9 protein-coding genes are annotated in these 12,697 nt (G+C 60.5%); 2 read left to right on the top strand and 7 right to left on the bottom strand.

The window, feature by feature from the left end; translation table 11 throughout:
- Nucleotides 1–8 precede the first annotated feature (8 nt).
- On the top strand, nucleotides 9–1,064 hold the full coding sequence (gene ugpC, locus V8Z65_RS04515; RefSeq protein ID WP_338722831.1) for a sn-glycerol-3-phosphate ABC transporter ATP-binding protein UgpC: 1,056 nt from the start codon (nucleotides 9–11) through the stop codon (nucleotides 1,062–1,064).
- Between the two features lie 125 nt (nucleotides 1,065–1,189).
- On the opposite strand, the gene V8Z65_RS04510 is transcribed toward ugpC, so the two are convergent.
- The 4 genes from V8Z65_RS04510 to V8Z65_RS04495 form a co-directional block, all read right to left on the bottom strand.
- Nucleotides 1,190–2,860 carry an ABC transporter ATP-binding protein gene (locus V8Z65_RS04510; RefSeq protein WP_338723951.1) on the bottom strand — a complete coding sequence of 557 codons (1,671 nt, stop codon included), beginning with the start codon at nucleotides 2,858–2,860 and terminating at the stop codon, nucleotides 1,190–1,192.
- Nucleotides 2,861–2,864: 4 nt separating this feature from the next.
- On the bottom strand, nucleotides 2,865–3,995 hold the full coding sequence (locus V8Z65_RS04505) for an ABC transporter permease (protein WP_338723950.1): 1,131 nt from the start codon (nucleotides 3,993–3,995) through the stop codon (nucleotides 2,865–2,867).
- A gap of 62 nt (nucleotides 3,996–4,057) precedes the next feature.
- Nucleotides 4,058–5,071 (bottom strand): ABC transporter permease, encoded by a 1,014-nt coding sequence (locus V8Z65_RS04500; protein ID WP_338722830.1) that lies wholly within the window; start codon nucleotides 5,069–5,071, stop codon nucleotides 4,058–4,060.
- A 75-nt stretch (nucleotides 5,072–5,146) separates the two neighbouring features.
- Nucleotides 5,147–7,180, bottom strand: coding sequence for an ABC transporter substrate-binding protein (locus tag V8Z65_RS04495; protein ID WP_338723949.1), 2,034 nt, complete (start codon nucleotides 7,178–7,180; stop codon nucleotides 5,147–5,149).
- 220 nt (nucleotides 7,181–7,400) lie between these two features.
- Here V8Z65_RS04495 and V8Z65_RS04490 point away from each other — a divergent pair, with 220 nt between their 5' ends.
- Nucleotides 7,401–8,321 carry a helix-turn-helix domain-containing protein gene (locus tag V8Z65_RS04490; protein ID WP_338722828.1) on the top strand — a complete coding sequence of 307 codons (921 nt, stop codon included), beginning with the start codon at nucleotides 7,401–7,403 and terminating at the stop codon, nucleotides 8,319–8,321.
- 6 nt (nucleotides 8,322–8,327) lie between these two features.
- On the opposite strand, the gene V8Z65_RS04485 is transcribed toward V8Z65_RS04490, so the two are convergent.
- From V8Z65_RS04485 to V8Z65_RS04475, 3 genes are all read right to left on the bottom strand, one after another.
- Nucleotides 8,328–9,395 carry a DUF4037 domain-containing protein gene (locus V8Z65_RS04485; protein WP_338722826.1) on the bottom strand — a complete coding sequence of 356 codons (1,068 nt, stop codon included), beginning with the start codon at nucleotides 9,393–9,395 and terminating at the stop codon, nucleotides 8,328–8,330.
- Between the two features lie 35 nt (nucleotides 9,396–9,430).
- Nucleotides 9,431–10,972 (bottom strand): tryptophan halogenase family protein, encoded by a 1,542-nt coding sequence (locus V8Z65_RS04480; protein ID WP_338722825.1) that lies wholly within the window; start codon nucleotides 10,970–10,972, stop codon nucleotides 9,431–9,433.
- Between the two features lie 172 nt (nucleotides 10,973–11,144).
- On the bottom strand, nucleotides 11,145–12,599 hold the full coding sequence (locus V8Z65_RS04475; RefSeq protein WP_338722823.1) for an alpha-glucosidase/alpha-galactosidase: 1,455 nt from the start codon (nucleotides 12,597–12,599) through the stop codon (nucleotides 11,145–11,147).
- Nucleotides 12,600–12,697: the final 98 nt, after the last annotated feature.

The raw sequence follows: 12,697 nt of genomic DNA, 5'->3' as shown, positions 1-12,697 counted from the left end.
AGAAGCAAATGTCCGATGTGAACCTCAGGGGTGTCCGCAAATCCTATGGCGCGCTCGAAGTGGTCCATGGGGTCGATCTCGATATCAAGTCGGGTGAATTCGTGGTCTTTGTCGGCCCCTCGGGTTGCGGCAAGTCAACCCTGTTGCGGATGATCGCCGGGCTCGAACCCATTACCGGGGGCGAGGTCAGCATTGGCGGACGGGTGGTCAATGACGTCCCCTCCCCGCAGCGCGGCATTGCCATGGTGTTCCAATCCTATGCGCTTTACCCGCATATGAGCGTCTATGAGAACATGGCCTTCGGCCTCAAACTGGCCAAGACGCCGAAGGCCGAGGTCGACCAGCGCGTGCGCGAAGCAGCCCGCATCCTGCAGATCGAACCTTATCTTGATCGCATGCCCAAGGCGCTGTCAGGTGGCCAGCGCCAGCGCGTGGCCATCGGCCGGGCCATTGTGCGCGACCCCAAGGTCTTCCTGTTCGACGAGCCACTGTCCAATCTCGACGCTGCCTTGCGTGCCCAGACCCGCGTCGAGATCGCCAAGCTGCATGACACGCTCGACGCCACCATGATCTACGTCACCCATGACCAGGTCGAAGCCATGACCCTGGCAGACCGGATCGTGGTCCTCAATGCCGGCAAGATCGAGCAGGTCGGCACGCCGCTCGAACTCTATCGCGAGCCGGTCAACACCTTCGTTGCCGGCTTCATCGCCAGCCAGCGCATGAACTTTGTCGATGTAACGCCGACCGCAGACGGCGTTATGCTGCCTGACAAGAAATTGCTGGCTATTCGCCACGCCGAGCTGGCCCGCGCCAAAACGCTCGGCGTGCGCCCCGAACATCTGGAACTGGCCAATGCGGAGACGGCCGATATCAGCGGCACGCTCACCGTGATCGAGCAGTTTGGCGAATATGCCCTGGCCTATATCGAGCTGTCGGGCGGGGAAACGATCACGCTCAAGCTCGATGGCGCGCCGGACCTGCATCTGCACGATGCCATCCACATCAAGGTGCCGCCTGACGCCGTCCACCTGTTCGACGAGACGGGCCGAGCGCTGCGCTAGAGCGCTTCCAGCAAAAGTGCCACGGTTTTGCGGTTCGGAAACGCGACGAAACAATGAATTAGCGCATTTCACCGTTTCAACGAAACGGTGAAATGCGCTAAGCGCCCGATCCCGTCACCGGCACCTCAGGCCGCGATCTCGAACGCGGCTCGAACCAGCCGGCGGGTGTAGTCCGTCTGCGGGTTGACCAGCACATCGCTGACGGGCCCCTGCTCCACGATCTTGCCGTGCTGCATCACCATGACGCGGTGGCAGAGAGCGCGCACCACTTTGAGGTCATGGCTGATGAAGAGATAGCTCAGCCCCTTTTCATCCTGCAGCTTGCGCAAGAGGTCGATGATCTGGGCCTGCACGGAAAGGTCCAGGGCCGAGGTCGGTTCATCGAGCAGAATGAATTCAGGCTCGAGCGCAATGGCCCGGGCAATGGCGATACGTTGGCGCTGCCCGCCGGAGAACTCGTGCGGGAAGCGGTTGAGTATTCGATCGGGCAGACCGGAATCGCGCAGCGCCTGGCGGACGCGCTCCACGCGTTCTCGCGTATTGGCGCCGATACCGTTGACGATCAGGCCCTCCTCGATGATTTGCCGCACCGACATGCGCGGATTGAGGCTGGCAAACGGATCCTGGAAAACAATCTGCATACGGCTGCGAAGCGGCCGCATGGCCTTGCGATCCTTGGTGTCGATGCGCTCCCCATCAAACAGGATTTCGCCGCCCTGATTGCCGATCAGGCGGATCAGCGCCTGGCCGAAGGTGGTCTTGCCCGAGCCGCTTTCCCCCACAATGCCTAGCGTCTCGTGGCGCATCAGGCTGATATTGAGGTCGTCGACGGCCTTGAGTTCGAAGAAATCGGGTTTGAAGAAACCACCGCGCTTGAGCGTGAAGCTCACTTTGACATTGCGCCCTTCGAGCACGGTATCATGCGCGCCCTCTTCGAGGGGCAGCGCCGTCCCCTTGGGTTCCGATGCCAGCAGGTGTTTCGTATAAGCATGTTGCGGATTGGCAAAGAGGGCTTCGGTCTCATTGTGTTCCTGGACCTGCCCATTCTGCATGACATAGACATAGTCGGAGAACTGCCGGACGATCGTCAGGTCATGGGTGATCAAAATCACCGCCATGCCGTATTTGTCCTTGAGGTCCTTGATGAGATTGAGGATCTGCGCCTGCACCGTCACGTCCAGTGCGGTCGTCGGCTCGTCGGCAATGAGCACTTCGGGCCGATTGGCCAGGGCCATAGCGATCATCACCCGCTGTCTTTGGCCGCCGGAAAGCTGGTGGGGGTAATTATGCAGACGCGCCCGCGGCTCGGGAATTTGCACCTCCGCCAATAGCTGTTCGGCCCGGTCCATGGCCTCGGCGCGAGACACCCTATTGTGCAGGTGGATGATCTCGCAAATCTGTTGGCCGATCGTATAGACCGGATTGAGCGAACTCATCGGCTCCTGGAAAATCATGGCGATGTCGTTGCCGCGCAGTTTGCGCATTTCGCGCTCTTCGGCCGCCACAATGTCTCGCCCCTTAAGGGTGATTTCCGTGCCCGGCAGAATTGTCGCCCGCTTGGTGAGCAGACGCATGAGCGTGCGGGCGGTGACCGATTTGCCCGAGCCACTTTCCCCCACCAGAGCGATGGTCTCGCCTTTATGAAGCTGGAAGGAGACGTCGCGCACGGCGTGAACCACGCCGCCTTCCACCTTGAAGTCGACAGCCACATTGCGGGCGTCCAGGATAAGATCTCGCCCATGCGTGCCCAGATCGAACCGTTCGGCCGGCGCCAGATTCTTGTCGGTCATGGCCATGTCCTCAATAGGGGTCGACAGCATCGCGCAGGCCGTCGCCCAGCGCGTTGAAGGCAAAGACGGTGATGAGCACGAAGATCACCGGCGACAAGATCCAGGGATAGGACCCGATCACCGAATAGGACGAGGTGTCCTGCAGCATCAGCCCCCACGAGATCAGCGGTGGCTTCACGGCAAAACCGAGGAAACCCAGGAAGCTCTCGAGCAAGACGACCGAAGGGATTGCCAGGGTCACCGCGACGATGATGTGGCTGAGCACGTTGGGCAGGATATGCCGCGTGATGATCCGCCCGTCGGACGCGCCCACCGCGATTGCGGCCCGGACATAGTCGATGCGGGCCAACGATAGTGTTTTCGACCGCACCTCGCGGCTCAACTGCGCCCAGCCGAGCGCCGCAATCACCCCGATGACAAAGGCAATGAAAACATTGGACGGTGCCGTCGCTGGAATAAGCGTGGTCAGGGCCAGATAGAGCGGCAATTGCGGGAACATCAGAATGAATTCCACCACCCGCTGCACCCAGGCGTCAAGCGCGCCCCCGATATAGCCCGACGTAATGCCAACCAGCGTGCCCACGATCGTGGTGATGGTCACGACCACCAGGGCGATCGTCAGGGTGATGCGCGAGCCGACCAGGCCACGCGAGAGAATATCGCGGCCGAACTTGTCGGTTCCCAGGAAGTGCGCGGTGCGCTCAGGGTCTACCGGCCCAAAGAAGTGGATATCGGACGGGATCAGCCAGAGCAGCCGGTATTGATAGCCGCGAACGAAGAAACCCAGCTCGGTGGGATTATCGTAGTCGGGGCCGACCAAAGGCTGGAACGTGATCGGGTCCAGTTCGCCACCCTCGGCAATCGGGAAGACGACCGGGATCGGAGAAAAGCTGCCATCGCCCCGAAAGAAGCTGACCTGGTCGGGCGGCGCGAAACCGATATCGGCGGCCTTCGGATCCTGCGGCGCAAAGAAGTCTGCAAACACAGCGACGATCAGCAGTAGCAGGACCAGGACGAAACCGGTCATGCCGATAGTGGAACGCCTGAAACGACGCCATACCAGCGCCAGATATCCTTCGTCCGAATTGCCCCAGCGGGTCTGCGCCTGGCTTGGCGCAGCCTCTTCGGCCGGTGTCGGCATCGGGCCGGCGGCATCGGGCGGCAGGGGAATGGACGTACCGGATTTAGGGTCATTCGAATGAGTCAATTTGCCTTCTCCCCGCCCAGACGGATCCTTGGATCGAGCAGCGCGAGCAGCACGTCGGATATGATATTGCCGATGATCAGGGTCACGGCGAGCACCATGACGAAGGTCGCCGTCACCCAGACGTCGCCCACACTCATCGAGCCCACGATTGCGGGGCCGACAGTGGCCAGGCCGAAGACGATGGCCACTTCGATTTCACCGGTCAGCATGTAGGGCAGAACCACGCCCTGATAGGCCACCAGGGGATGCAGGGCATTGGGCACGGCGTGACGCATAATCACGGCGCTTTCCGGCAGACCCTTGGCCCGCGCCGTTTCGATATACTGGCTGTTGAGCACATCGAGCAGATTGGCCCGCATCACGCGCATATTATAGGCCAGGCCACCCACCGTGGCGACGAAAACCACCGGCCAGACATGGGCAACCAGGTCGACGAACCGCCCCCAGCCCCAGGGCTGTCCACCCCAATAGGCCGAATTGAAGCTGCCGATTTCGTTGGCACCCAGGCGGAATACCAGGACGTAGAGAATGATGATCGCCAAAAGGAAGCGCGGGATCGTCATGCCCATGAAGGAAATGAAGCCCAGGACCGTATCGGTCCAGCTATATTGACGCGTAGCCGCCAGGATACCCAGGCTGATGCCGATGATCGAGGCCAGGATGTGGCAGGTGAGCGCCAGCAGGATCGTGCGCGGCAGGCGTTCGATCACCACGTCGCCGACAGGCTTGTTGTAAAACAGCGACTGCCCGAAATCGAAGCGGGTGACGATGCCTGTAATCCAGCGGAAATATTGAACGATCAGCGGATCGTTGAGGCCATTGGCCTCGCGATAGACGCGCGCCATGGCTTCGGCCTGCTCGGCGGTCGCGCCGGTGCGGTTGATCGCCATGGTCCGGATGTAGTCGCCATAATCGCCCGGGGGCGCCTGGATGATGAGGAACGTGACAATGCTGAGCAGTATAAGGATGGGGATGGCCCCCAGGATCCGGAAGGCAAGGAAGCGCAGCATCACACTCTCTTCAAATCGACACTAAATTTGGTGGTGTCCGGCGGCAGGGTGCCGCCGGACGTGACTTGCCAAGGCTTACTTGGAGATGGGTCCATTGCCCACGCCCGGTGTATTGGGCAGGGTATTGGGATGCAGCTCGTAATTGGACTGATCTTCGGCGGGGACGAAGACGCGCTCGCGGATGATATTGTCCTCGGCCCAGTTGAACTGGAAGATCGGAGCGCCGGCAGGGATATTGTCAAAGCGCTTGTTGATCAGCAGAGCACCCGGATACTGGGTCAGGCCGATGCCGTAGAGGTTCTGCGTGTAGAGCTGCTGATATTTCTTCATCAGCTCGGCGCGCTCGGCATTGTCCGAACTGGCGATGAACTGGTTGATGGTGTCCACCATCTCCTGTTCAAACGGCATCAGGTCGAGCGTGCCATCGGTACCGGCGCGGTGCGAGAACGCGGTGCGCGGACCAACCGGCGCCAGGCCCGAAGTGCCCTGCACCACCGAGACCAGGTCGGAACCATTGCGCAGCACAGCCCAGTCGAACTTGCCGCCCTGCTGGTACTCGGCCAGAGCGTTGCCGCTGACCGTGTCGAGCACGACGCGAATGCCGAGCTGCTCCATTTGCGCCTGCACGCCTTCGGCCAGACTCTTGTCGGTGGTGTAGTCGGCATTGACCAACATGGTGACCTGAACATCCTGTCCGCCGGCAACGCCTTCGGGGAAGTTCACAACGCCATTCCCATCCGTATCCTCAAGACCGGCCTTGGCGAGATAATCCTTGGCGGTTTCCATGGAGTGGGGGAAATAGGCCGTGGAGTCCTTGTCGTAGAAACTGGTGCCGGCATAGAGGCCACCCGGATAGGGGGTGGTAAACGGCCCCTTGACGAGCGATTCACCCAGGCTCTGGCGGTCCAGCGCATAAGTGACGGCCTTGCGGAAATCCAGATTGCGATTGAGGTCGCGGATGGCCTGGCTCAGTTCGTTCGGTTCGCCCCAGCCATTGCCGGAGAGGTTCGGATAGAGCGAATAGCCGATGGTTCGGGCGCCGAACTGCAGGCGCGCGGGGGCGGAATCCTCAGCCGAACGGCGCAGCGATTCCACGAAATTTTCCGGCTGCTCGAGGTTCGAGAAGTCCGCCGTACCGGCGACCGTCTGCACGTCGCGGTCGGACCAGGTGGACAAGCGATAGCTAACCTCGTTCAGATAAGGCAACTGATTGCCGGCCTCGTCGACCTTCCAATAGTAGGGGTTGCGGCGCAGCACGATCACGTCATCGGGACGGTATTCGACCGGTACCCAGGCGCCCATGACCGGGAAGTTCAGGAATTCCGGCGTAAAGGCGTTCTTGTAGTCTTCATAGGTATTGTCCGGATTGTATTTGGGGTGTTCCGGCTTGAGCAGATGCGACGGGCCAGGGCAGAACGAACCATAGGCCATGGCGTAGAGATACTGGGTCGGCCGGACCTCCTTGAAGGTCCATTTGATCGTATAGGCGTCGATCTTTTCGAGCGTGGTGCCCTCGCCAAAGCCCTCAGGCGTTGCGCCACCGGTCGGTGCGACATTGCTGTCGAGCACGTTGTCTTCCCAGTAGAACATCACGTCGTCAGCGTCGAATGGCTCGCCATCGGACCACTTCGCGCCCTCGATCAGGTGCATGGTCAGTTCGTGGCCGTCTTCAGACCATTCCCAGCTCTTGGCCAGGTTCGGCAGCGGCTCGAGTTCGTCGGCTTCGACCTGGAACAGCGGTCCGGTACGGGTCAGGCATTCATACATGCCGATATCGATGCCGCCCCAGCCCTGGATGGCACCGCCGATATAGTTCCAGCCGTCGGGGCGGCCGCCGATCACGTGGCGCATGGTGTCACCATAGACACCGACCCCGTCGGGCATATTGCCAGTCTTGAAAACCAGCGGTTCCTTGGGCAAGCGTTCGGCAACCGGGGGCAGCTCGCCAGCATCCACGAAAGCCTTGACGAAGTCGGGCTCGTGATATTCGGGCAGCGCCTTATATTCCTGGATATCGGATACGCTCACGAAAATGGGTTCGCTCTGCGCCGAAAATTCCGGCGGATCGGGCGGTGTTGTCCACTCGGTCTGCGCAAACACCGCCGCCATAGACACAGACAGCAGAAGTCCTGCCCCGCCAAGGGCATAGATATGTTTTCTCAATAGAACCTCCCATTGCATACGTGGCAAATTGGCGATCATGCCCCGGGCCGGTTTCTCCTATCCGACCCATGCCTCCGTGCAGGATCAAACCCTACCCCTTGCGGCAATCGAAGCAATCCGGAATGATAGTGACTAATTCCGGTTTTCTAAGAACTGCAGGAAAAGTATGACTCTTGTAGAAAGTCTGGGCCGCCCCGCGCGCACAAGGGAGAAAGCACCGCGCCCGACGCCGCGGCCGGATCGCAGCTTTTATGCCTCGGGCAAGGCCTTTGGACGCTTCGGCATCCGTGCATTCCCGCCGCAGATCATGCCTGAAGCGCACAGCCATGGCCATATCGAGTTCAATTGGCTAACGGAAGGCACGATGGACTATGTCTTCGACGGCGGGCCCTTGACCGTGGGTGCCAATCGGCTGGTCGCCTTCTGGGCCGGCATTCCGCATCAGACCGTCGGTTTGCGTGATGTGGACAAGGCGCGCCAGCTCAACATCTACCTGCCCATGGACGCGTTTCTTGAAATGCCGCAACTGGGCCGACTGACAGAGACGCTGATGGGCGGCGGCGTCATCCAGCTCACATCCGATTGTATCGGCCTTGAAACGCTCGAGCGCTGGTATGGCGATTATCGCAGCGGCAATTCCCTGCGCTCCGACCTGGTGCGAGCGGAGATTGGTACCATGTTCCGCCGTGCGGCCATAACTGGCTGGGAGACCCTGCTGCCTGCCTGGGTGGAAAAATCGGGCGCCCGCAGCCGCACGGCAACGCCTGTGCGCTATGTGGTGCGGATGGTCCGGCACATCGTTGAAAATATTGCCGATCCGCTATCGGTTGAAGACATCGCCGATGTGGTTGGGCTGCACCCCAATTATGCGACCAATCTGTTCACCAAGGTCATGCACATCTCCATCCAGAAATTCGTGACCCGCATGCGGCTGATCCGCGCCCGCAGCCTCTTGTTCGACAGCAATCTGGCCATTGCCAATATCGCGTTCCAGTCCGGTTTTTCCAGCCAGACCCAGTTCTACGAACATTTCCGCAAAGCCTATGGCATGACCCCCAGTCAGATGCGTGAAAACAAGATCGCCTGAGGGTACTTATCCAAGAATGGCGCGCATCGCCCGCTGAGAGTGGTCAGGAGCCTCGAGAAGCGGCGTGAGATCACTGACCTGATCGAGCGATCCTATCACCGGCAGCGCTCGCACCTGGGGATCGGCTATAGCGGTCACGGCGCTGGCGACAGCGTCGTCTGCGTTGATGGTGGCAAAAGGCCGACCGAAATAGTGTCCCACGATCGCTTCGAAGGGTGCGATGCCGAGCGCATTCTGATGCTTCGCCAGTTCGAGATAGGCACTTGCCAGCGCCTCGCCACGACCCTCCCAGTGCTCAGCCAGCAGGGCCCGCTGCAAATGAGGCGTCAGCGCTCCCGACAATGACAGCCTCGAGAACAGGCTGCCAAGCCATTTTGAATAGGGGGCGTAGCGGCGCTCGATCAGGAATGCCATGCGCATGACATCGCGGACCAGCCGCGCCGCGATGACGCGCGAGCCGAGATCATCGCCAGCCTGACCCGCCCTGCCGACAAATGCCTGTTCCTCGGCGATGCGTCGCCACTGGCAGGCGATCTTGTAGAACCAAACGTCGTCTGGAAAATAGGCGAGACGCTGCCGGGCCTGCTCCAACCGTCCGTCATCGTCCCGGAAAACCGAGCCCGCCGTAAAGGCTAGCAGTTTCTGTTCGGCGAAACCAAGCCAATGGCGGGGCGTCAATTCGTCAACGGATCGTGTGGCAAAACTCCCCTCAAGCTTGGCCTCGAGCGTGTGGCACTCAAGGCCATGGCGGATGTCACCCGCCGCCTCCGGACCATCTGCCGCCGGATGGGGGCGCCCCCTCCAACCAATGGGTTCACCGAGAAACCGTTCGGGCACTATCTGCGCAAACTCGGCCACCAGCCGTCGAGCGTGGGCGTCGAACAATTCCCGTGTGAGGATAATGTGAACCCGCGGCCCCCAATTGTGGTCTCGCGAGGTCTCGTCGTCGAGGCCGAGCAGTTCTGAGCCATAGCCAATCAACGCGGCGGCATGGGGCAGACCCGGCGCGGCTTCGGCAAGCCAAGGCCCGACGATATCTGCATAGAAGCGACGAGACAGCTCTATCCCTTGCATTATCCCTCCGCCAAAGCCGCTCCGGCGCCTGAGCCCTAACCCATTTCCTGCACAATGCGTAAAAACTCGGCATGCCCGAGCGCCTGCTGGGCCGCCGCCCGATATTCGCGAACCAGGCTGTCATAGGTTTCCCGCGCAAACTGGCGCAGCTTTGGATCGGCCGCCATCTCCTGACGCGCTACCGACTGATCGAGCAGGCCCAGGCCGTCCAGCACGGGATAGTGCAACTGCGTCTCCACATGCGGCAGGCCGCCCAGATAATTCGGAAAATGCTCGGCGCGCGGCATTTGCTTGCTCCAGCGCGAGAGACGTTCGCGGGTCTCGGAATGGATACGATTGGCCCGCACCTCGCGCCAGAACGGCGTATCGTCGCGCTCGGTGACGTAGTGGGTGTTCACGAAGGTCCGGAAATCATCGACCTGCCGGCCAACCCGCGCATTGTAATCGTCCCGCGCCTTCTGCGCGATCTTGTCGGGCCGGTCCATGTAGCGCTGCGCGAACAGCATCATCTGCACGATCGTGCCGTGAATGGAGGTGGATTCGAGCGGCTCCAGGAAGCTCGAACTCAGGCCCACGGCAAGACAATTGCCGATCCAGGCCTTTTCGAGCCGGCCAATCTGGAAGCGGATATCGCCCCGCACCTCGATTTCATGACCGAGCGCGGCTTCGACCTCGTCCTTGGCCTGCTCGGGCGTTGTGAACTCGTCCGAATAGACATAGCCACAACCGAACCGCGTCCGGGTCGGGATTTGCCACATCCAGCCCGAATTTTGCGCCCAGGCACGGGTATAGGTCGGCAATTCCTCGCCTTCCTTGACGTCGATCCAGAACGGCAGCGCCCGATTGACCGGCAATTCATGCGCATAGGATATCCAGGGCGCGTTCAGTTCCTTGACGATGAGCTGTTTGCGAAAGCCTGTAGCGTCGATGAAGAAGTCGCCTTGGAGGCGCTGGTTGCCTTCCAGCACAAGCGCGTTGACCTCCCCGGTCTCGGGATGCCGCTCGACCCCTTCGACCAACGCATCGACCTTGTCGACACCTTTGGATTTGCTCGCAAAAAACTTGCCGACCAAGGCCTGGTCAAAGTGATAGGCGTGGTGAAAGGGCCCAAGCGGGATCAGTCCTCCATCGGGCTTTCGCGCATAAGGCGCCTTCCAATGTTCCAGCAATGGCTGGAACATATGCATGTCCTGCACCGGCCGCCCGGCGGCCACGGCGTAGACATTGAGATAGTCCGACGGTGCGCCGCGCGGCGCCTCTATCACCTGGTGCGGGTCGTCGATCGGTCCGTAATAGGTAAAGCCCTTGCGCCGCCAATCCTGGTGACGAATACCCAGCTTGAAGCTGGCATCGGTTTTTCTGAAGAACTCGAACTCGTCGATGCCGAAATGCTTCAGCAGCACACGGAACGCTGCGGTGGTCGCCTCGCCCACTCCAACGGTTGGGATCTTGCTGCTTTCCACCACCGAAACGCGGAAGTTCAGGCCGCGTCGCCGCGCTTCATCCTGAATGATGAATGCAGCGATCCAACCGGCCGTGCCCCCGCCAACGATCACATAATGGGATGGTTTATCCATGCCCGTTCCTCCCCTTAAGCGCAGGCTAGATTTGGCAAAAGTCGGTGACAAGGGCCGAGCTCAATGCGCGTAAGATCATCTTAGGAAACCGCAAGTCTTCTCCATAACAACGAAAGCGGTTCGGTGTTGAACCGAACCGCTTTCACGACGTCAGGAGGAACGTCGGGGGGACCTAGTGATGCGCGCCGCTCATTTCGCGCAATTCTTCGACCGAGCGCACCCGCTTGCGGGCGGCGCCTTCCCAATCTCGGGTCTTGACCGTCGACTTGGCGATCCGCTCCTTGGCGGCCGGCACGGCATCGGCATATTGGGGCAGCCATTGCGCCTGGGCGACGACCATTTCGTCGACCATGGCCCAGACTTCATCCGGCGTGCAGATGGCGCCAACCAGCGGGTCATGCAACACGGCGAGCTTCAGCGTATCGATATTGCCGGTCATGGCAGCTTCGACCGAGAGACGCTGCACGGAAACAGATACCGAGCAGGTGGCCGCGCAGGCCGTCGGCAGGGTGATGCCCTCGATCATGTTGATGCCGAAGCGGTCGACATAGCCCGGGCTTTCGATGATCGCGTCGTCGGGCAGATTGGTGATGATGCCATTGTTGCGGCGATTGAAATGACCGCGATAAGAGCGCCCGGTTTCGATGGCCTCGATGATATAGCTGGCGTGTTCGCTGGTCCGCTTGTGTTCGGAAAGCGGCTTGTTGGCCTGCTCCTTGAACATCGGGAAGTCGGTCTCGAACCAGTTGCGGCGTTCGGTCGAATAGCGCAGGTAACCGCCGGTTTCGCCGTGGATCCAGTCGCTCATGTCGATCCAGCGGCCGATTTCTTCGGGGCGCTTGCGATACCAGGGCAGGTATTCGCTGAGGTGACCATTGCTTTCGGTGGAATAGACACCGAAGCGCTTAAGCACATCGATGCGCACCTTTTCCTGCTTTGAGTATACGGGGTGCTTCTCAAAAGCGGCGAGCAGTTCGTCGCTTTCGATCTTCCGCCCCTTGGCACGGATGTCGATATACCAGGTCTGGTGGTTGATGCCCGAGCAGACATAGTCCAGCTCGCTGTCGTCGACGCCCAGCACCTGCGCAATCTGGTGGGCGCCATGCTGAACGCCATGACAAAGGCCCACCACATTGACCCCGCCATACATTTCGGCGGCCCAGGTGTTCATGGCCATGGGGTTGGCGTAGTTGAGGAACAGCGCGCCGGGCTCGGCGACCTCGCGGATATCCTTGCAGAAATCGAGGATCACCGGGATGTTGCGCTGCCCGTAGAGAATGCCGCCGGCGCAGATAGTATCACCCACGCATTGGTCGACGCCATATTTGAGCGGAATGGAAATATCACTCGAAAAGGCCTCCAGGCCGCCCACCCGCACGCAGCTCATGATATAGCGGGCGCCCGTAATCGCCGCGCGCCGGTCGGTCGTCGCTGTCACCTTGGCGGGAAGATTGTTCACCGACACGATGGTCTCGATGATCTGTCTGACCATGTCGAGATTGTGCGGATTGATATCGGTCAGCGCGAATTCGCAGTCCACGAATTCGGGCACTTTCAGCAGGTCTGAGATCAGGGTTTTGGTGAAGCCGACCGACCCGGCGCCGATAACGGTAACTTTGAACGACATTGTTCCTCCAGAGGCACATTGGCCCTTCGCATTGCCCTAGAGCTAGCGCCACCGGCGTCGATCGTGTAGAGAAAGCTTGTGCGAAAACGGGTAATTTT

The organism is Devosia sp. XK-2 (assembly GCF_037113415.1).
Classification (GTDB): domain Bacteria; phylum Pseudomonadota; class Alphaproteobacteria; order Rhizobiales; family Devosiaceae; genus Devosia.
The sequence above is the reverse complement of the archived record's forward strand: the minus strand, read 5'-3'. Positions and strand labels throughout refer to the sequence as shown.